Annotated in this window: 19 protein-coding genes and 2 other annotated features; of the genes, 4 read left to right on the top strand and 15 right to left on the bottom strand. The window is 37.7% G+C overall.

Features of this window, described 5'->3' with window-relative positions; genetic code table 11:
* Positions 1–14 precede the first annotated feature (14 nt).
* Positions 15–2,657, bottom strand: a complete 2,643-nt coding sequence (gene alaS, locus RBB48_RS01480; RefSeq protein WP_048541432.1) for an alanine--tRNA ligase — start codon at positions 2,655–2,657, stop codon at positions 15–17.
* Between the two features lie 40 nt (positions 2,658–2,697).
* Positions 2,698–2,917: a binding site (T-box leader), on the bottom strand.
* A gap of 211 nt (positions 2,918–3,128) precedes the next feature.
* On the opposite strand from alaS, the gene RBB48_RS01475 reads away from it, so the two are divergent.
* Positions 3,129–3,473 (top strand): PH domain-containing protein, encoded by a 345-nt coding sequence (locus RBB48_RS01475; protein ID WP_060488234.1) that lies wholly within the window; start codon positions 3,129–3,131, stop codon positions 3,471–3,473.
* A 38-nt stretch (positions 3,474–3,511) separates the two neighbouring features.
* Here RBB48_RS01475 and RBB48_RS01470 read toward each other — a convergent pair whose 3' ends face one another.
* Positions 3,512–4,579, bottom strand: coding sequence for an AI-2E family transporter (locus RBB48_RS01470; RefSeq protein WP_048541428.1), 1,068 nt, complete (start codon positions 4,577–4,579; stop codon positions 3,512–3,514).
* Positions 4,580–4,755: 176 nt separating this feature from the next.
* Between RBB48_RS01470 and RBB48_RS01465 the strand changes: the two genes are divergently transcribed.
* Positions 4,756–4,968: a hypothetical protein gene (locus tag RBB48_RS01465; protein WP_088093514.1), complete on the top strand. Its 213-nt coding sequence runs from the start codon at positions 4,756–4,758 to the stop codon at positions 4,966–4,968.
* Positions 4,969–5,003: 35 nt separating this feature from the next.
* On the opposite strand, the gene RBB48_RS01460 is transcribed toward RBB48_RS01465, so the two are convergent.
* From RBB48_RS01460 to cymR, 7 genes are all read right to left on the bottom strand, one after another.
* Positions 5,004–5,132, bottom strand: coding sequence for a YrzQ family protein (locus tag RBB48_RS01460; RefSeq protein WP_001053553.1), 129 nt, complete (start codon positions 5,130–5,132; stop codon positions 5,004–5,006).
* Between the two features lie 18 nt (positions 5,133–5,150).
* Positions 5,151–5,339, bottom strand: coding sequence for a hypothetical protein (locus tag RBB48_RS01455; RefSeq protein WP_000469281.1), 189 nt, complete (start codon positions 5,337–5,339; stop codon positions 5,151–5,153).
* 127 nt (positions 5,340–5,466) lie between these two features.
* On the bottom strand, positions 5,467–7,803 hold the full coding sequence (gene recD2 / locus RBB48_RS01450) for an SF1B family DNA helicase RecD2 (RefSeq protein ID WP_046958828.1): 2,337 nt from the start codon (positions 7,801–7,803) through the stop codon (positions 5,467–5,469).
* A gap of 96 nt (positions 7,804–7,899) precedes the next feature.
* Positions 7,900–8,559 (bottom strand): tetratricopeptide repeat protein, encoded by a 660-nt coding sequence (locus RBB48_RS01445; protein WP_000066396.1) that lies wholly within the window; start codon positions 8,557–8,559, stop codon positions 7,900–7,902.
* 110 nt (positions 8,560–8,669) lie between these two features.
* A complete protein-coding gene (gene mnmA, locus RBB48_RS01440; protein ID WP_001038022.1) occupies positions 8,670–9,785 on the bottom strand; it encodes a tRNA 2-thiouridine(34) synthase MnmA in 1,116 nt (371 codons plus the stop codon).
* A gap of 16 nt (positions 9,786–9,801) precedes the next feature.
* The gene (locus tag RBB48_RS01435; RefSeq protein WP_000439914.1) at positions 9,802–10,947 is read right to left on the bottom strand and encodes a cysteine desulfurase family protein; all 1,146 of its coding nucleotides are present in this window, start codon (positions 10,945–10,947) and stop codon (positions 9,802–9,804) included.
* A gap of 35 nt (positions 10,948–10,982) precedes the next feature.
* The gene (cymR, locus tag RBB48_RS01430) at positions 10,983–11,399 is read right to left on the bottom strand and encodes a cysteine metabolism transcriptional regulator CymR (RefSeq protein ID WP_000704116.1); all 417 of its coding nucleotides are present in this window, start codon (positions 11,397–11,399) and stop codon (positions 10,983–10,985) included.
* Positions 11,400–11,691: 292 nt separating this feature from the next.
* Between cymR and RBB48_RS01425 the strand changes: the two genes are divergently transcribed.
* Both RBB48_RS01425 and RBB48_RS01420 read left to right on the top strand, forming a co-directional pair.
* Positions 11,692–12,978 (top strand): replication-associated recombination protein A, encoded by a 1,287-nt coding sequence (locus RBB48_RS01425; protein WP_098133953.1) that lies wholly within the window; start codon positions 11,692–11,694, stop codon positions 12,976–12,978.
* A 37-nt stretch (positions 12,979–13,015) separates the two neighbouring features.
* Positions 13,016–13,657: an RsfA family transcriptional regulator gene (locus tag RBB48_RS01420; protein ID WP_048541421.1), complete on the top strand. Its 642-nt coding sequence runs from the start codon at positions 13,016–13,018 to the stop codon at positions 13,655–13,657.
* A gap of 429 nt (positions 13,658–14,086) precedes the next feature.
* Here the strand turns inward: RBB48_RS01420 and RBB48_RS01415 are convergent, their stop codons facing one another.
* The 6 genes from RBB48_RS01415 to relA form a co-directional block, all read right to left on the bottom strand.
* A complete protein-coding gene (locus RBB48_RS01415) occupies positions 14,087–14,854 on the bottom strand; it encodes a tRNA threonylcarbamoyladenosine dehydratase (protein WP_000903181.1) in 768 nt (255 codons plus the stop codon).
* A gap of 346 nt (positions 14,855–15,200) precedes the next feature.
* Positions 15,201–16,976, bottom strand: coding sequence for an aspartate--tRNA ligase (aspS, locus tag RBB48_RS01410; RefSeq protein WP_046958824.1), 1,776 nt, complete (start codon positions 16,974–16,976; stop codon positions 15,201–15,203).
* A gap of 12 nt (positions 16,977–16,988) precedes the next feature.
* Complete coding sequence (gene hisS, locus RBB48_RS01405) at positions 16,989–18,260, bottom strand: histidine--tRNA ligase (protein WP_033656406.1); 1,272 nt, start codon at positions 18,258–18,260, stop codon at positions 16,989–16,991.
* A 69-nt stretch (positions 18,261–18,329) separates the two neighbouring features.
* Positions 18,330–18,560: a binding site (T-box leader), on the bottom strand.
* Positions 18,561–18,614: 54 nt separating this feature from the next.
* Entirely contained in the window at positions 18,615–18,791 is a 177-nt protein-coding gene (locus RBB48_RS01400; RefSeq protein WP_001242605.1) for a hypothetical protein, read from the bottom strand.
* A gap of 269 nt (positions 18,792–19,060) precedes the next feature.
* On the bottom strand, positions 19,061–19,501 hold the full coding sequence (locus RBB48_RS01395) for a D-tyrosyl-tRNA(Tyr) deacylase (RefSeq protein ID WP_001266955.1): 441 nt from the start codon (positions 19,499–19,501) through the stop codon (positions 19,061–19,063).
* A 17-nt stretch (positions 19,502–19,518) separates the two neighbouring features.
* Positions 19,519–21,702: a GTP diphosphokinase gene (gene relA, locus RBB48_RS01390; RefSeq protein WP_306007334.1), complete on the bottom strand. Its 2,184-nt coding sequence runs from the start codon at positions 21,700–21,702 to the stop codon at positions 19,519–19,521.
* Positions 21,703–21,884: the final 182 nt, after the last annotated feature.

The following is a 21,884-nucleotide window of genomic DNA, read 5'->3' as shown; positions in this document are numbered from 1 at the left end:
ACACTACTATCTCTTTATTTTGAAACAGATTTAACGTACTCTTGTACAAATGCTAAAGCTTCCTCAACTTGCGCTGGGTTTTTACCGCCTGCTTGAGCCATGTCAGGACGGCCACCACCACCGCCGCCACAACGAGAAGCTACTTCTTTCACAAGTTTACCAGCATGGTAACCTTGGCTAATTAAATCTTTCGTTACGCCAGCTAAGATGTTTACTTTATCATCATTTACAGACGCTAATACGACAACTGCAGACTCTAATTTATTTTTCAGGTCATCCATCATCGTACGTAAGTTGTTCATATCTGCAACGTTTACTTTCGCTGCTAATACGTTTACGCCATCAACTGTCATTACTGAATCAGTTAAGTTTCCAGCTTCAATATTGCTTAATTTTGCAGCAAGAGATTCGTTTTCTTTTTGAAGTTGTTTTACTTCAGCAAATAAACCATCCACTCTTGTTAAAATATCTTTCGGGTTTGTTTTCATTTTTCCTGCTGCTTCTTTTAATAAACCTACTTGATCGTTCATTAATTCGTATGCAGATTTACCAGTTACTGCTTCAATACGACGCGTTCCTGCACCGATACCAGACTCAGCAACGATTTTGAAAATACCAATTGAAGCTGTGTTATCAACGTGACAACCACCGCAAAGCTCTAAGCTATAATCGCCTACTTGTACAACGCGTACAACATCACCGTATTTTTCACCGAATAATGCCATTGCGCCCATTTCTTTCGCTTCTTCAATTGCTTTTTGAGAAATCTCAACATCAATACTTTCCCAAATTTTCTCGTTTACGATACGCTCAATTTTTTCTAATTCGTCAGCTTGTACTTGACCGAAGTGAGAGAAATCAAAGCGTAAACGTTCAGAAGTTACAAGAGAACCTGCTTGGTTAACATGCGTTCCAAGTACGTCTTTTAATGCTTGGTGTAGTAAGTGAGTTGCTGTATGGTTTTTCACAACGCTACTACGGTTTTTCGTGTCGATAATAGCTTTCACAGCCGCATCTTTCGTTAATGTACCTTCTTCAACAACAACTTTGTGTAAGTTTTGACCATTTGGTGCTTTTTGTACGTCTTTTACAAGTACTTTCACGCCGTCAGCAAGAAGGTAACCACGGTCTGCAATTTGTCCACCGCTCTCAGCATAGAATGGTGTTACATCAAGCATTAATTGCCCTTCTTCACCAGCTTGTAAGCTATCTGTGTATTCGCCGTTTTTCACAAGTGCAACAACGTTACTTTCTGTTGCAACTGTACCGTAACCAACGAACTCGCTCGCTACTTTCACTTCTCCAAGGACACCGCCTTGAACTTGCATAGAATCAACGTCTTGACGAGCAGCACGTGCGCGCTCACGTTGTTTTTCCATTTCACTTTCAAAGCCTTCCTGATCAACTGTCATACCAGCTTCTTCTGCATATTCTTCTGTTAATTCAATCGGGAAACCATATGTGTCATATAGACGGAACGCATCTACTCCAGAAATAACAGTTGTTTTTTCTTCTTTTGCTTTTGTGATAACTTCAGCTAAAATTGCTTCCCCATCATGAAGTGTTTCATGGAAACGCTCTTCTTCATTTTTCACAACTTTTGCTATGAAATCTTTCTTTTCAAGTACTTCTGGGTAGAAGTCTTTCATTACCTCTCCAACAACCGGCACTAATTCAAACATGAATGGACGGTTGATGTTTAATTTCTTCGAATAACGAACCGCGCGGCGTAATAAACGACGTAATACATAACCACGGCCTTCGTTAGATGGAAGAGCACCGTCACCTACAGCAAATGTTACTGTACGGATATGGTCAGCAATTACTTTAAACGCCATATCTTTTTCTAAGTCACCATTACGATACTTCTCACCAGAGATTGATTCTGTTGCACCAATCATCGGCATGAATAAGTCTGTATCAAAGTTTGTAGGTACATCTTGAACGATAGATGTCATACGCTCTAGACCCATCCCTGTATCGATGTTTTTCTTAGGAAGCGGTGTATATGAACCGTCTGGATTATGGTTAAATTGAGAGAATACAAGGTTCCATACTTCTAAGTAACGCTCGTTTTCTCCGCCCGGATATAATTCTGGGTCACTAAAGTCATTACCATAAGCTTCTCCGCGGTCATAGAAAATCTCTGTATTCGGTCCGCTTGGGCCTTCACCGATATCCCAGAAGTTTTCTTCTAAACGGATGATGCGCTCTTTTGGAACACCCATTTTTTCATTCCAAATTGTGAATGCTTCTTCATCTTCTGGATGGATTGTAACTGATAGTAATTCTTTATCGAATCCGATCCATTTGTCGCTCGTTAAGAATTCCCAAGCCCAAGTAATTGCTTCTTCTTTAAAGTAATCACCGATTGAGAAGTTTCCTAACATTTCAAAGAATGTATGGTGACGAGCTGTTTTCCCTACGTTTTCAATATCGTTTGTACGAATTGATTTTTGGGCATTTGTAATACGTGGATTTTGCGGGATTACACGTCCATCAAAATATTTTTTTAATGTCGCTACACCACTGTTAATCCATAACAGAGATGGATCTTCATGCGGAACTAGTGATGCACTAGGTTCTACTGCATGTCCTTTTTCTTGGAAAAAGTCTAAAAACATTTGACGAATTTGTGCGCCTGTTAGTTGTTTCATTGTATTTTCCTCCTTAAATATAAAAAACTCCCGCCCCTATAAAAGGGACGAGAGTTAACTCGCGATACCACCCTAATTATGAATTGATTATTATAACAATCAATTCATCACCTCATGGTGCCGTAACGTGGCAAGACGGCAGTGATTAGCTGCTCTCAGGATTAGCTTTCTGTTACCCTTCATTTAAAGCTTCTTTCAGCCATATGGAAGCTTCTCTCTATAAATGGACTGTAACGTACTTTTTCCGTCATTGATTTAATGTATTATATGACTAAATATAATAGAATTCTCTTAAGTTTGTCAATGTAGATAATCATTTATATTGCATTAACCATAGTTATTCTACTATTCATTCTTAACAGCCTTTCAATATATTATGCATTTATTAATAAATTGTACTACCTCTATATTTTTTTCAGAATATTATTTTTTTGTTATAATTAAATTATCAATAATAAAGGAGTGAGCAAAATGACAACTTTATTGAACAAGGCTAAAAACATATTAACGACTGACGAAACGATATTATTTTACACTGCATGTTCATTAGATATATTTATTTATCGTTCCGTTGCAAGACCAGGACTGTTAATTTTAACGAACAAACGGCTCTTCTTTTATGGACCAGATGTAAGTAAGAACCCAATATTTGAAGAGTACTCTTTTGCAAACATTTCTAATCTAAAAGAGCAAAAGCGGCTTTTCAGCAATCAAATTATATTTATGTACGATAATGAATGGAAAAAAATAAAGCATATTCAAACAAATGATGTAAGCTCTCTCGTTCAACAAATACACGAGCAACTCTCTAAATAATGAAAGCCCTCTACTTTTATAAGTAGAGGGCTTTCATATTACACATCTTCTTTTTTCCAAAGAGGTCTTACATGAACAATCACTGTACGAATAACCGCTAAAATTGGAACTGATATTAGTAATCCTACAATCCCAGCTATCTCTCCTCCAACTAGTAATGCAAGCATAATAATAACAGGATGCATACGAAGTGACTTACCAACGATGTAAGGTGATAAAATGTTACTTTCCAAAAACTGCAAAATAGCAATCGTAATTCCCGCCTTAATGAGTAAACTCGTTGATACCGTTGCCGCAATCATCAATGTCGGAATCGCCCCTAAAATAGGACCGAAGTACGGGATTATATCCGTTACCCCAATAATAATGCCGAGTAATAGTGGATATTTCATACCGATAAACCAAAAGGAAAGAACAGATACTCCCCCTAATACTAAGCAAACAAATAACTGTCCTCGAATATAACTTCCGAGTGACTTATCAATTTCTTTCGCCAGCATTTGCCCTGTACTACGCCACTTACTTGGGACTAGTTTCCAAAAGATGTGATAAAATTCACCGTAATCTTTTAATATGTAAAATACAATGAACGGTATTAAGAAAATAATAAGCAACGAATCCAGTACGCCACGAGCCGTACTCATCACTTTATTTAAAAGTGATTGTATCTTCGTTTCTACACCAACAAAAATTTGTTTCACCTTTTCATGAATAAATGATGGGAAATTTGCTGTTTGTTCTGTGACGCCATCCATCCAAGAATCATACATTTTTGTAAACTGCGGAAATTGTTCATTAATCTCTTGTAACTGTTTAATAACAACTGGCGTTCCTTTATAAATCCCATAACCAATTCCGCCAAAGAAAAGGATGTAAATAAGCAAGATAGCAAGTGTACGTGGCATCCCTTCTTTATGAATTTTTTCAATTAAAGGATGCAATAAATACGCAATAAAGCATGCAATAAGAAACGGTGTAATTGCCACTTTAAATACAAAAATAATCGGTGCCCATAGCGGCTTAATTTTTAAAAAGACAAGCAAACAAAGAAATACTAGTAACAATAACCCTAAACGATATATCCAAATGATTTTAAGATTCTTCACACGAAAAACCTCCTCCACCTTTATTTTGAAAATAAACAGGGTAGGTTATGTGCAAAAGTTTTAAAATCTTTTCGTGCAGACCATACTGTTTTGTAAAGACATACATATACATAACATAACAAGGACAACCACCCCTGAGAATGCAGCATGAAACAATATAATCAGGAGGGCTAATAATGGTTTTATTTATGCTCGTATTATCAGCACTTTTTATGATTCTTGAATGGGTTTGTATCGGGTTTGGGATTTGGAAAGGTTTCTTTATTCGTTCCTCGCGAAAAGAAAGGGCGACGCAGTTATTTCATTACGGAATGCTTGGCGTTGGATGTTACGGCCTATCGTATCTCTTCTCTGAAATTGGACTTTTATATTTACATACAAGTGCATAAAAAAACTCCCTTATCATGAAGGGAGTTTTTTGCGCTTATAAATAAGATTTAATCATCTTACGTGCTTTTTTCATATTGCGTTTTGAAAATACATCTTGCTTGCGAGCATATTGATATGCTGCCGCTCCAACACCTAATGCGATTAATGAATTGCGTAGATTCAAAGTAAATCCCCCTTTTCGTTATCCGATCGTTCTTTCGTTCTCATCAAATAAATCATCAAGAGAGCTTAATGAACCATCTTCCTCTACTTGATGCGTATGGATTTTCCCTTTTGAAACCGATAATTCGATATAACAATTCCAGCAATAAAATTGGTTGACACCTATTTTTCCAATGTCTTTCCCTTTGCAATTTGGACAAATGAACATATGGCTTTCATCTCCTTACAGTCTCCCAGATTCTATTCGCCATTATGTCCAAACCGCATTCATTTATACATTGCTGGAGCCTTTCAACGTTATACGTTTGAAAGTTTCACTATATAATTTCACCTTGTTACATGAAATCATACGGTGAAATGTTTTCCACGTCCATTTCTTCGCCATTAACTGTTACCATCTGTACTTCTCCTTGTGATTCTTGCAAACGATTCGCTAAAGTCGTTTGACGCATTGCATCATCAAGGCGATTTACACCAGATTGGAAAGCTGCTTCCTCCCCGCAAATAATGAGGAACTTTTTACTTCTTGTAATACCAGTGTAAATTAAATTACGACGTAACATACGATTGTAACTTTTCACTATCGGCATAATCACAATCGGAAACTCACTACCTTGCGATTTATGAATCGAACAGCAATAGGCATGTGTAATTTGATTTAAGTCTGGCTTTGTATACGTTACCTCAATTCCATCAAATGAAACGATAATCATATCTTGTTGTTCAACGTTCTCTTTCGCATAAAACACCGAAACAATTTCTCCGATATCACCATTAAACACTTGGCTCTCCGGTTGATTAACGAGTTGCAGTACTTTATCGCCTCTTCGGTATACAACATCACCGTAAGCAATTTCTTTACTCTTTTCCCTTTTCGGATTAAACACTTCTTGCAACGCTTCGTTTAGTACATTAATACCGGCAGGGCCACGATACATCGGGGCCAGTACTTGTACATCTCTTGCGCTAAACCCTTTTGTCTTAGCATTTTCACAAACCTTCTTAACAACCTCAACAATTTGAGCTCCTGTACAGCCGATAAATGAACGATCTTTTTGATTTTGCGCTAAATCTGGTGGAAGCGTTCCATTTTTTATCGCATGGGCGAGTTGAATAACAGATGAGCCTTCCGCTTGACGATAAATTTCAGTAAGCTTCACTGTTGGAACTGCACCTGCATTCAATAAATCTTTCAACACTTGTCCAGGTCCTACAGATGGTAATTGATCTTCATCACCTACAACGATAACTTGAATGTTAGTCGGCAATGATTTAAACAGCTGATTTGCAAGCCAAATATCAACCATTGAAAATTCATCAATAATAAGCAATTTCCCTTGTACCGGATCCGTTTCATTACGCTGGAAAGACCCTTCTGGGGTCCAGCCAAGTAAACGGTGAATTGTACAAGCTGGAAGCCCCGTTGATTCACTCATTCGCTTCGCTGCTCTTCCTGTTGGGGCCGTTAATAATATCGGAAATGGATTATCGTCACTGTATTCATTCGGATTTAACGATAGCCCGTGAAGTGACGCATACATTTCAACAATTCCTTTAATAACTGTTGTTTTCCCTGTTCCTGGTCCACCTGTCAATAACATCATCGGTTTATGAAGTGCCGTTTGAATCGCTTCTTGTTGAAACGGTGCATACTGTACATTCAGTTGTTCTTCAATTTGACCTAACGTCTTTAACACTTCTGCTTCAGGAAATGAAGGTGTTTCCTCCTGATTCATAAGCCTGCGAATAGACTTTACAACACCTTTTTCTGAGTAGAATAACGACGCTAAATACACTCGTTCTTCTTCTATGATAACTTTCCCTTCACTTTGCATCATTTCAACGCAAGCTACAATGTCTTCCTCGGTCACTCTTCCTTCTTGATTATTTAAAAGTGACATCGTTTCTCTTACAAGTTGATTTTTTCCCATATAAACATGACCAAGTTGCAATGAAACATTCTCTAACGTATAAAAACAACCCGCACGTACACGGTCATCATGATTACCCGATATACCTAACGCACGTCCTATATCATCCGCTCTTCCAAATCCAATCCCGTCCACTTCTTCAATAAGCTTATACGGATTATTACGAATCACTTCTAATGTCATCTCTTTATATTGCTGGTAAATCTTAATAGAAAGCTTCGTTCCAAAACCGTAACCATTTAAAAAACTCATTACTTTCTCTAGTCCTTGATGTTCAACAATTGTCTCATATATTTCTTGAGCTTTTTGCTTATTGACAACACCATTTAACGCATCCGGATCATCCATAATTTTAGAGATGGCATGTTCCCCAAGATGATCCACAATTTTTTCAGCTGTACGCTTTCCTATCCCTTTAAATAAATCACTCGCTAAATATTGCACCATACCAGCTTTTGTTTGCGGCAATTCTTTCTTAAATGTTTCAACTAAATATTGTTTCCCATACTTCGGATGGTCTTTAAAATGCCCTGTCAATGTAAACACTTCATCTTCATGCATGCGGGGAAAATGACCGTTTATCATCACTTTTTTTTCGTCGTACGTTTCATTCGTCTCAATGACTTTCATACTGACAACGGAATAGAGGTTTTCTTCGTTGTGGAAAATGGTGTGAAGAACTTGCGCTTTTATAAACTTTTTATCTTCCTCAAACAAATCCATTGCATGTTGATTTCCCATCTTTCCTCTCCTTTCCGGTTCGTTTCACTTTAATGAGCAGTACATCCCCCACCTATTTAGATGAGGGATAACTACCCATTAAACTATATTTTCATCTTATTCAGCTTCTTGCTCCAATAAACGAACACCATTACCAGCTAAAAAGTGATCTGGCTGAATTTCAGTTGCTTTCTTAAATAAAGTAAGAGCCTTCTCGTTATTTTCTTCAAATACGTACGCAACACCTAAATTATAATACGCATCTGCATGCTCTTCATCCATTTCTAATACCTTTTCAAAATAAGGTTTCGCCTCTTGAATATGTTCTAAACGTGCAAAGCAAAGTCCGCACTGGAACACAGCCTCTACATCGTTTTCATCTAATTCTGTTGCTCTTTGTAAAAATGGAAGTGCAAGACGATCATTTCCAAGCTGCACATGTGTAATACCTAACATAAATGTTACATCAGCTGATTGTAATCCCGCTTGCATCGCTTGTTCAAATACAGCCTTTGCCTCTGCAAATTGCTCTTGACCGTAATATACATTTCCTAATCCATAATAAGCAGCCGCAGATTTATCATCTAATTCTAATGCACGTTTATAAAATAAAATTGCTCTTTCACTATCACCTAGTACATCTAATAAGTTCGCAAAATTAATGTATCCAAGCGCATCTTTCGGATTTTCTTCGATTGCTTCTGTGAAATTTTTAGCAGCTTCTTCCCAGTTTCCTTCTTGCATATATTGAATACCTGTTTCAAGTTTGTTTGACATGTCCTTCACCTCTACAACAAATTATAACAAAGAATGTATTTTCCAAGCGAACGAAAATTCGCTTTATGTAAAAGAAACCTCTAACCGCTAATCGGCAGAGGCTTCTCATTTTATCCTAAATAATCCAATTTCTTACCACTACGATATACTTCATCAATTGTAGCACCGCCTAAGCACTCATCTCCATCATAGAAAACAACTGCTTGTCCTGGTGTAATTGCACGAATTGGCTCATCACAAAGAATACGAACTGTATTTTCATCAACGATTTGAACCGTTACTTTATTGTCTTCTTGACGATAACGGAATTTCGCTGTGCACTTAAATTCTTTTTCTTTCGCTTCATTACTTACCCAGCCGATATTCGTAGCAATAACTTCATCACCATATAGAAGCTCGTTATGGAATCCTTGATCAACATATAAAATGTTTTCTTTCAAGTTTTTCCCAACAGCAAACCACGGATCACCGTTACCACCAATACCAAGGCCATGACGTTGTCCAATTGTATAGTACATTAAACCGTCATGCTTCCCTTTCACTTCACCAGATAATGTTTGCATCACACCTGGTTGCGCTGGTAAATAGTTGCTTAAGAAATCTTTAAAGTTACGCTCACCGATAAAGCAAATACCAGTACTATCTTTCTTCGCCGCTGTCGCTAAACCAGCTTCTGTCGCCATTTCACGAATTTGCGGTTTCTTTAATTCACCTAATGGGAACATTGTTTTTGATAATTGCTCTTGGCTTAATTGATTCAAGAAATACGTTTGGTCTTTATTATCATCAACGCCGCGAAGCATTTTATATTCGCCGTCCATATAAGCAACGCGTGCATAATGACCTGTCGCTACATAATCAGCACCAAGCGCAATCGCATGCTCTAAAAATGCTTTAAATTTAATTTCTTTGTTACACATTACATCTGGGTTTGGTGTACGACCAGCTCGGTACTCATCTAAGAAGTACGTAAATACTTTATCCCAGTATTGTTTTTCAAAGTTTACTGCATAATACGGAATGCCAATTTGGTTACACACTTCAATTACATCATTGTAATCTTCTGTTGCTGTGCAGACACCATTCTCATCTGTATCATCCCAGTTTTTCATAAAAATTCCGATTACATCATAACCTTGCTCTTTTAATAAAAGAGCTGCTACAGATGAATCGACGCCACCGGACATCCCAATGACAACGCGTGTTTCTTGAGGTAGTTTGTTCATCATGTCACCTCCCATGCTAATTTTGTGTTAATCGCTTCACGATTTTCACTGTTTCGTACGCCGCTTTCTCAATTTGCTCTTTCGTATTTCCAAGTCCGAAACTAAAGCGTACGGATGAACGTATTTGATCGGAGTCTTTTCCGAACATCGCTACTAATACATGTGATGGATCAATCGAACCAGCTGTACACGCCGAGCCACTTGACACTGCAATGCCAGCTATATCTAAGTTCACAAGGAACGGTTCAATGTTCATTCCTGTAAAACTGATATTAAGCACATGTGGTAAGCGATATTCTAAGTTTCCGTTTACCTCGAAAGTAATGTCTTCATTTTTGAAGACAGATACCATTATATCTTTAAACTCTTCATATTGGGCATTTTTTTGCTCACGAGTTTTTTCAGCTAACAAAATTGCATGTTGCAAACCAACGATACTCGGTACATTTTCAGTACCAGCACGGCGTTTTCTTTCTTGCTCCCCGCCTATTAATAACGGTTCAAATTTCACATTTGCACCAGCGTATAGGAACCCTACACCTTTTGGTCCATTAATTTTATGAGCTGAAATCGATAATAAATCAATGCCGAACTCTTTCACATCTATTTCTACTAATCCGTAAGCTTGTACCGCATCTGTATGAAAATAAGCTTGATGCTCTTTTAGCAACTTCCCTATTTCCGCGATTGGTTGCATCGTCCCGACTTCATTATTCCCAAACATAACGGATACGAGAATCGTCTCTTCTGTTAATGCATTTTGTATGTCAGAAACTTGAACGCGTCCTGTTTCATCAACAGGTAAATATGTCACTTCAAAGCCTTCGCGCTCTAACAATTCACACGTATGCAAAATTGCATGATGTTCAATTCGCGTCGTTATAATATGGTTACCTTTATGACGATTCGCACGTGCTACACCTATAAGCGCTAAATTATCAGCTTCTGTACCACCGCTCGTAAATATAATTTCATTCGGATTCGCATGAATGCTACGTGCTCCCGCGCGTCTCGCCTCATCTACTGCATGGCGCGTTTGACGTCCATAAAAGTGAATACTAGACGGGTTCCCGAATGTTTCTGTCATATATGGAATCATCTTTTCGACCACTTCTGGGTGAGTCGGAGATGTCGCAGCATGATCTAAGTAAATGCGTTCCATTAAATCTCCTTCTTTCCAAATCGTTTCACAAGGAATTAAATGTAAAACATATAGCCCCCGTGATTTTCTTCCTCATAACGTACTAAATCTTCTAACGTTGTACTATCTAACACTTCTTGCACCGCATCACGAACACGCATCCATAATTGGCGTTGTGCCGGTTCCTCTTCTTCTATCATTTCTACAACACTAATCGGACCCTCTAATACACGGATTACATCCCCAGCTGTAATGTTAGCTGGCTGATCAGACAATACATATCCGCCATATGCCCCGCGCGTACTCTTTACTAGACGAGCGTTACGAAGTGGTGAAATTAATTGCTCTAAGTAATGTTCCGATAAATCATGTGCCTGCGCAATTGATTTTAAGGAAATTGGACCTTCACCAAACTTTTTTGCAAGATCGATCATAATTGTTAAGCCGTAGCGGCCTTTCGTTGAAATCTTCATCTATTTTGCACCTCTTTTCAAATTTTCACTTCTATTGGTTATATCTTATTTATAAAAGAACACAATTTAAAATCCTATGAAATTATAGCATAATATAGTATTATAAGAAATTTCAACTTGTGTATCAAAATGATAACATAAAATCACATTGAAAAACTCGGAAATTATTACAATTGAAAGAAAAATGAAAATATTTATATTCATTTTTCCCACAAAACAGCATCCTATTTCAAATTCCACTAAAAAAAATGATACGATAGAAAGAGATTATACATTAAGGGAGACGGTAAAAATGAAACAGCCACTCGCACATCGAATGCGCCCTACAAATATTCAAGAAATTATCGGACAACAACATTTAGTTGGTGAAGGAAAAATTTTATGGCGAATGGTCCAAGCAAATCATTTTCAATCTATGATTTTATACGGCCCTCCAGGCACAGGAAAAACATCCATTGCGAGCGCAATTGCAGGAAGTACTGGAACCCCTTTTCGCCTATTAAACGCTGTTACTCATAATAAAAAAGATATGGAAGTTGTTGTACAAGAAGCAAAGATGCATCGACACCTCGTTTTAATTTTAGATGAAGTACACCGTCTAGATAAAGCAAAACAGGATTTTCTATTACCTCATTTAGAAAGCGGACTCCTTACCTTAATCGGTGCAACAACGAGTAATCCGTTCCATGCTATTAATTCTGCTATTCGAAGTCGTTGTCAAATCTTCGAATTACACGCATTAACAGAAGATGATCTTTTAATTGGCTTAAAACGAGCACTTGAAGATAAAGAAAAAGGTCTTGGGGAATATGATGTAACGGTTACGTCGGAAGCATTACATCACTTTGCAAATGCATCTGGTGGAGATATGCGTTCTGCTTATAATGCACTTGAACTAGCTGTTTTATCTAGCTTTACAACGGACGAAAAAGCTGCGGTAATTACGCTAGAAATTGCAGAAGAATGCTTGCAAAAAAAGAGCTTCGTTCACGACAAAGGTGGAGATGCTCATTATGACGTATTATCGGCATTTCAAAAATCGGTGCGCGGAAGTGATGTAAATGCAGCACTTCATTATTTAGCACGTCTTATTGAAGCTGGTGATTTACAAAGCATTGGTAGACGTCTTCTTATTATGGCATATGAAGATATCGGACTTGCTAGCCCACAAGCCGGACCGCGTACACTAGCAGCTATAGAATCAGCGGAACGAGTTGGATTCCCGGAGGCACGCATACCACTTGCAAATGCTGTTATCGAGCTTTGCTTATCACCAAAATCAAACTCAGCTTACAAAGCACTTGATACTGCATTACACGATTTACGTAACGGTCAAACAGGCGACATTCCAAGTCATTTAAAAGATAGTCATTACAAAGGCGCAGAATCACTTGGAAGAGGCATTGGATACTTGTATCCACACGACCATCCAAATGGATGGGTACAACAACAATACTTACCTGATAAAATAAAAAACAAACAATATTATAAACCGAAAACGACAGGGAAATTTGAGCAAGCACTTTCTACTGTATATGAAAGATTACAAAGTTCGAATAAAACGAAAAATAAAGGGTAACCTAAGCGAAAACGTCACCATTATGGAGGCTTCGCTTATGAAAACACGTCAAGATGCATGGACAAAAGAAGACGATCTCCTTTTAGCAGAAACTGTTTTACGACATATTCGCAGCGGTAGCACACAAATAAAAGCATTCGATGAAGTCGGCGATACATTGAACCGCACTTCCGCAGCTTGCGGATTTAGATGGAATGCTGAAGTAAGACCGAATTACGAAGATGCGGTGCAACTTGCAAAAAAACAACGTAAAGAATTAAAACGCTCTGAAGCTAAAATAGAAAAAGAGCATTTCACGCAAACGAAACAACTCGTAATTGATGCCGAGTTTTCAGAAGATATTATGCCAAACAAACAGGATCTTACAATGCAACATGTCATCTCGTTTTTGCAAAACTTAGAGCATACCAACCCTTCACTCGCAAAGTTACAAACTGAAAATGAAGTATTACAAGCTCAGCTCACGACTTTGAAAAAAACGAATCATGAACTGGAAGCAAAATTAGCGGTACTCTCAAAAAAACAACAAGCAATCGAAGAAGATTATGCAATGCTTGTTAGAATTATGGACCGTGCTCGAAAACTCGTTTCGGTTGAAGAACAAGAGGAACAGATCGCTCCAATTTTCAAAACAGATCAAAATGGAAATTTAGATATTATTTATTCTGCAGAAAATTAAAAAGGATGTCACCTAGTCGGGGGTTCTGACTGTGTGGCATCTTTTTTTCTTCGGTAAAAATAATATTTATGAATATAATTATATAGATTTATAGAAAAAATTGACAACAATAGACCTCAAGTTCACACAAGGAAATACCAGGGAATAATTGGATATTACTTACTTAAATGTTACTATAAAGATATATGTTTGAAAGGAGATGGTTGCTATTTCATTAATAGTCTTCAAAATAACACTCGGTATTCTCGTTCTAATATTAGGTCTTTTTACCATTAAGAGTTTAAAAAAGACTTCCGCCTATAAGTCGGATAAATACGATTATTCTTTATTAGGATTACTTACATTCGAATTATTAGTATTGCAAATATATGCAATTCTTTAAAACATAATAGAAAAAGCATATACCCTAGACGGATATATGCTTTCTTTTTATTCTTGCCCTACACGCTTCACTTCAACGTTTTTAATACGTTCACGTACAACGTGACTTGCCATAATTAGGCCTGCCACAGATGGTACGAATGCATTTGATGAAGGTGGTAATTTCGCTTTACGAATTTTTGCATTTTCGTCTGGTACGATTTCTTTACGTACTTCTTCACGAATTACGATTGGGTTTTCGTCAGAGAAGACAACTTTTACACCTTTTTTAATACCATCTTTACGAAGCTTCGTACGAATTACTTTCGCAATTGGATCTGTATGTGTTTTAGAGATGTCCGCAATACGGAAACGAGTTGGGTCCATTTTATTTGCTGCACCCATGCATGAGATAATTTTAATTTTTCGACGTAAGCATTGTTTAATTAAATGAATTTTGAACGTAATCGTATCAGATGCATCTACTACGAAATCCAATCCATGTTTGAAGAACTCTTCATATGTTTCATCAGTATAAAACATTTCTAGTCCAATTACTTCACACTCTGGATTAATGTCTGCGATACGCTCTTTCATTAATTCTACTTTTGAACGTCCTACAGTAGATACTAACGCGTGAATTTGACGGTTTACGTTTGTAATATCTACAACGTCTTTATCGACTAATACGAGACGTCCTACGCCAGAACGTGCTAACGCCTCTGCCGAAAATGACCCTACGCCGCCAATTCCTAAAATACCGACTGTACTATTTTTTAATATTTCAAGTCCTTCTTTACCGAAGGCTAATTCATTACGTGAAAATTGATGTAACATTCAGCTCTACACTCCTATTACAAAAATGGTCTATCATGTATTCTAGCGTTTTTCCGACTATTTGTATAGAAAAAGTTATAGAATTCCTAAAAATACATATTTCGAGAATAAAAACATAGTGTAAACCGAATTTTATTTTTTCCTAAATATCCGTTTAAAAAGGAGGATTTAGAGAACCGAGCAAATCGAGGCACGTATGCTAGGAGGAGCGCAGTGTAGGAGTACTACTCAAGCACCGGACTAGCATACGTAACGATGAGATGCGACAGTTATCTAAACCGGACTTTTTAAACAACCTCTCAAAAAAAGTCTAGACGGCTATAGTATAACCATCTAGACTTTTTTCTTACTTCTCTTCTTTTAAGCTTAATTTTAAGTTTAACTCTTCAAGCTGTGCTTCTGCTACTGGGCTTGGAGCTTCTGTTAATAAGCAGCTTGCGCTTGCTGTTTTCGGGAATGCAATTGTATCACGAAGGTTCGTACGGCCTGCAAGTAACATAACAAGACGGTCTAAACCTAATGCGATACCACCGTGTGGTGGAGTACCGTATTCGAATGCTTCTAATAAGAATCCGAATTGCTCTTGTGCTTCTTCTTGTGAGAATCCAAGTGCTTTGAACATTTTTTCTTGTACGTCACGCTCGTAAATACGAAGTGATCCACCGCCAAGCTCATAACCATTTAATACAAGGTCATATGCTTGTGCACGTGCTTTTTCTGGTGCCGTTTCTAATAACTCAACATCTTCACGGAATGGCATTGTGAATGGGTGGTGAGCTGCGAAGTAACGATCTGCATCTTCATCGTACTCAAGAAGTGGCCAATCCGTTACCCATAGGAAGTTAAATTTACTTTCGTCAATTAACTCAAGCTCTTTACCTAGACGTAAACGAAGTGCACCTAAGCTATCTGCAACAACGCTCTTCTTATCTGCTACGAATAGTAATAAGTCGCCAGCAGTAGCTTCTAATGTAGCCATTAACGCGTTTGCTTCTTCTTCACCGAAGAATTTCGCGATTGGTCCTTTTAAGCCGTCCTCTTCCACTTTAAGCCAAGCTAGACCTTTTGCACCGTATACTTTTACGAATTCAGTTAATGCATCGATATCTTTACGAGAGTATTTGCTCGCAGCACCTTTTGCATTAATTGCTTTTACTTGTCCGCCGCTTTCTACAGCACTTGTAAATACTTTAAAACCACAACCTACTGCAAATTCAGATAGGTCTGTTAATTCCATTTCAAAGCGTGTATCTGGCTTATCAGAACCGTAACGAGCCATTGCATCAGCATATTTCATACGAGGGAATGGTGCACTCACTTCTACACCTTTTGCATCCTTCATAACTTTCGTCATCATGCGCTCCATCATATCTAAAATTTCATCTTGTGTTAAGAATGAAGCTTCGATATCGATTTGCGTGAATTCTGGTTGACGGTCTGCACGTAAATCTTCGTCACGGAAACAACGTGCTACTTGATAGTAACGCTCAAATCCGCCGACCATAAGAAGCTGTTTAAATAATTGTGGAGACTGTGGTAACGCATAGAATTCACCATCATGTACACGACTTGGTACTAAATAGTCACGAGCTCCTTCTGGTGTACTCTTCGTTAAAATTGGTGTTTCCACTTCTAAGAACTCTTCTGTGTCTAAGAAGTTACGAATTGTTTTCGTTACGTCGTGACGCATTTTGAATGTGTTAAACATTGCAGGACGACGTAAGTCTAAATAACGATATTTTAAACGCACATCTTCTGATGCATCTGTATCATCAGCAATAATGATTGGCGTTGTTTTTGCTGCATTTAATACGTTTACTTTCGTTGCTTGTACTTCAATACGACCCGTTGCCATATTGTCATTAATTGCGCCTTCACCACGCTCAACAACTGTACCTTCTACGTGCAATACGTATTCACTACGAATAGTTTCTGCTATTTCTAACGCTTCTTTTGATGTTTCTGGGTTAAATACAACTTGCACGATACCTGTACGGTCACGTAAGTCGATAAAGATTAATCCACCTAAATCACGGCGTTTTTGTACCCAACCTTTTAATTGAACTGTTTGTCCAACTGCTTCTACTGTTACTTTTCCACATGCATGTGTTCTTTCAGCCACTGTAAGTTCCCCCTATATTAATTTCTCTGCTACGTATGAAGCAAATACATCTAATGCTACTTCTTCTTGTTCCCCTGTTGCCATATCTTTTAAGTTAATGATGCCTTTATCTAGCTCATCTTCCCCTAATACAGCTACAAATTTCGCCTTTAGACGATCTGCTGATTTAAATTGTGCTTTCATTTTACGGTCTAAATAATCTTTTTCAACTGATAATCCAGCTTTACGAAGATCAAACGCAACTTTCGCAGCATGGTCTTTCGCTTTTTCACCAAGCGCTACAACGTAGCAATCAATACTATGTTCAATTGGTAATTCGATGTTTTCAGCTTTTAGCGCCATAATTAAACGTTCGATACTCATCGCAAAACCGATACCTGGCATTTCTGGTCCACCGATTTCTTGTACAAGCCCGTTATAACGTCCACCACCGCTTAATGTAGTGATAGCACCGAAACCTTCTGCCTCACTCATAATTTCAAAAACAGTGTGTTGGTAGTAGTCTAAACCACGTACTAAGTTCGGATCTTTTTCAAATGGAACATCCATCATCGTTAATAGTTCTTGAACTTTGTCGTAGTATACTGCTGAATCTTCGTTTAAGTATTCTGTAATAGATGGTGCTGTTCCCATTAATTCATGGTTACGGTCCTTCTTACAATCTAAAATACGAAGAGGATTCTTTTCTAAACGAGATTGGCAGTCAGAACAGAACTCACCGATACGTGGCTCGAAGTGTGCGATTAACGCATCACGGTGCGCTTGACGGCTCGCCGCATCACCTAAGCTGTTTAATACAACTTTAATATTTTTTAAGCCCATGCCGCGGTAAAATTCAACAGCAAGTGCAATTACTTCTGCATCAATCGCAGGATCGTTACTACCGATTGCTTCAATACCGAATTGTACGAATTGACGATAGCGACCTGCTTGTGGTCTTTCGTAACGGAACATTTGACCAATATAGTATAATTTCGTTGGTTGTGTTGCATCACCGAACATTTTGTTTTCAACGTAAGAACGTACAACAGGTGCAGTACCTTCTGGACGTAATGTTAAACTGCGCTCTCCACGATCTTGGAATGAGTACATTTCTTTTTGTACGATATCTGTCGTATCACCAACACCACGTAAAAATAGCTCAGTGTGTTCAAAAATTGGTGTACGAATTTCTTTATAGTTGTAACGACGGCAAATTTCGCGTGCTTGCCCTTCGATATACTGCCATAACTCAACAGTGCCTGGAAGAATATCTTGCGTTCCGCGTGGGATTTGAATAGACATATTCAGTTCCTCCTCAAATTGTTTTAATCTTAATAAAAATAAAAAAACTCCCGCCTCTACTGTTTGAACAGTAGGGACGAGAGTATTATACCCGTGGTGCCACCCTAATTGAAGCACGTATGCTTCCACTTTTTTAATAACGCTTAAATGTGCGTTCATCCCTACTAAGCATATATGCCGTTCAAGTTGAAACCTCTAGAGTGTCATTCAATCAGTCATCATGCAGAAATGTTTTCAGCCTAAGACATTTCTTCTCTTTCCATGTGTGTCTCATTTACTCTTCTCTATCAACGGTTATATTCATATGTAAATATAAAATTACTATACGTTTGTTGAGTAGGATTGTCAAGTACTCTAAGAGCGTTCAATCTGCTTCTTTAGACGCTTTACATCTTGAAGAGAAATCCCAAACTCAGAAGCAAGTTCCATTGAAGTATTGTTTTGCTCTTTTGAAATAAAATCATGAAAATTTACGTTAAACAGTTGATTTGCACCATTTGTAACAGAATGCCCTTTTTCGTTCATACGCATACGTATATCCCTCACATTCAATATAGATGTTTTACTTTTTATTGTTCCATATTGATGAAAGAGTTATACATAACTGAAACAGCTATTAATTCCAAATAAAGTAAAACTTTAATGAATAAGGGTTTTGTCCATCGCCACTCATTATTAGCCCTCACTAATCAGGCTTCGACGGGCAGTGGATCTCCCACAAATAGCGAGATAAATGAACAAAACATACAACAATGTATAAAAAAGAAGGGATTATATAATCCCCTCTTTTTTAAGCAACACTATTTACTATCCACAATTAAGGTCACCGGACCATCATTGATTAAAGAAACATCCATCATTGCTCCGAACTTCCCTGTTTCTACATGCAATCCTTGCTTACGAACTTCCTCATTAAAGAAATCATATAAACGCTCTGCATAATCAGGTTTGGCAGCATCCATAAAGTTGGGACGTCTTCCCTTGCGACAATCTCCGTATAATGTGAATTGCGAAATTGATAGAACTTGTCCTTCTACATCAAGTACAGAATGGTTCATCTTTCCACTCTCATCTTCAAAAATACGTAAGTTCGCAATTTTTTCTGCAATGTAAGTTGCATCTTTTTCTGTATCTTCATGCGTAATGCCAACTAGTAATGTTAAACCGAACGGAATTTGTCCTACGATCTCACCGTCTACTGTGACAGACGCTTCTTTTGATCGTTGTAAAACAACTCTCATCTTTTCTACACTCCCTATTAATGCATCATGCGTCGTACTGCATAAATTTCTGGAACACGTTTAATGCGTTCTACTACTTTTTTCAAGTGCTGTAAGTTACGAATAGAGATTGACATATTAATTGTCGCCATCTTATTACGGTCACTTCTACCAGAAACTGCCGAAATATACGTTTTCGTCTCTGTAACAGCTTGTAATACTTCATTTAATAAGCCACGGCGATCGTAACCTGAAATTTCAATATCAACGTTATACTCAATTTCTTTTTCAGGACTACCTTCCCACTCTACTTCCAATAAACGTTCTATAGCTTCTTCTGTATGAACATTTACACAATCACGGCGGTGAATCGATACACCTCGGCCTTTCGTAATATACCCAACGATATCATCACCTGGTACTGGGTTACAGCATTTTGATAAACGAATTAATAAATTATCCGCACCACTTACTTTAACGCCAGAATCCCATTTTCGAATTTTCATCGGTTTACGAACTTCTTTAACTTCAACGATTTCTTCTTCTTCACGTTGCTTACGGAATTTGTCCGTTAGTCGCGTAACAATTTGCGACGCTGTAATCCCGCTATATCCAACTGCTGCAAACATATCTTCTTCATTTGCAAAATTGAACTTCTCGGCAACACGTTTTAAATTGTCAGGAGCTAACACTTCTTTCATCTCATACTCTAGGCTACGCACTTCTTTTTCAACAAGTTCACGGCCTTTTTCAATATTTTCATCTCTACGTTGCTTCTTAAAGAATTGACGTATTTTGTTTTTCGCATGAGATGTTTGAGCAAGTTTCACCCAGTCTTGACTTGGCCCATACGAATGTTTCGATGTTAAAATTTCAATGATGTCACCAGTTTTTAATTTATAATCAAGCGTCACCATTTTGCCGTTTACTTTTGCACCAATTGTTTTATTTCCAATCTCCGAATGGACACGATACGAAAAGTCAATCGGAACAGATCCAAGTGGCAATTCCATTACGTCGCCTTTCGGTGTAAAGACGAATACCATGTCAGAGAATAAATCAATTTTTAATGACTCCATAAACTCTTCTGCATTAGAAGCTTCACTTTGCCATTCTAATATTTGACGGAACCATGTAAGTTTCTTCTCTAATGTACCTGTTGTTTCTGCTGTTTTTCCTTCTTTATACGCCCAGTGCGCCGCGATCCCGAATTCTGCAATCTCATGCATTTCTTTCGTACGAATTTGCACTTCAAGCGGATCACCTTTCGGCCCAATTACAGTCGTATGAAGAGATTGATATAGATTTGCTTTCGGCATCGCAATATAATCTTTAAAACGACCTGGCATCGGCTTCCAGCACGTATGAATAATTCCAAGTACCGCATAACAATCTTTAATACTATTTACAACGACACGTACAGCTAATAAATCGTAAATTTCATTGAACTGTTTATTTTGCAGTGCCATTTTACGATAAATACTGTAAATATGCTTTGGTCTTCCAGAAATCTCAGGTTGAATTGCAACTTCTTTTAATTTCTCACGAATACCAGTCATTACTTCGTCTAAATATTCTTCACGCTCTGCACGTTTACGCTTCATTAAATTTACAATACGATAGTATTGCTGTGGATTTAAATAGCGAAGTGACGTATCCTCTAGCTCCCATTTAATAGTACTAATTCCGAGTCTATGTGCTAAAGGTGCAAAGATTTCTAACGTTTCATTTGCAATGCGACGCTGCTTCTCTTGAGGCAAATGTTTCAATGTACGCATGTTATGAAGACGATCAGCTAGTTTAATTAAAATAACTCGAATATCTTGAGCCATTGCAATAAACATTTTGCGATGGTTTTCTGCTTGTTGTTGCTCATGAGATTTATATTTAATCTTTCCGAGCTTTGTTACACCATCGACAAGCATAGCAATTTCTTTATTAAATTCCCGTTCAATATCTTCTAATGTAATTTCTGTATCTTCCACTACATCATGTAAGAAACCTGCTGATACTGTAGCTGGATCCATGTGTAAATCAACTAAAATACCTGCAACTTGAATTGGATGAATAATGTACGGTTCACCCGATTTTCTGTATTGTTCGCTATGCGCATCACGTGCATATTCATAGGCACGTGCCACTAGCTCAATATCTTCATCTGCTAAATATTGACTTGCTTTCTCGAGTACCTGTTCAGCTGTTAGTACCTGCTCATTTGCCATCGAATCACCTTTTATTGAAAATTGACTTTATCTTAATTAAGTAGAATAAATTATATTCTATCATTATAACCTAATGATTGTGAATTGTGAAAAGGAAAAGATTTTACTGACATTTCACCTTATTTTTTTGTGCAATTATACAAAAGTACCCGCTCCTCTCCAAGAGATTCACGGGTACTTTT

Source organism: Bacillus sp. MMSF_3353, from assembly GCF_030733445.1.
Lineage (GTDB): Bacteria > Bacillota > Bacilli > Bacillales > Bacillaceae_G > Bacillus_A > Bacillus_A wiedmannii.
This window is presented reverse-complemented; position numbering and strand designations above follow the sequence as displayed.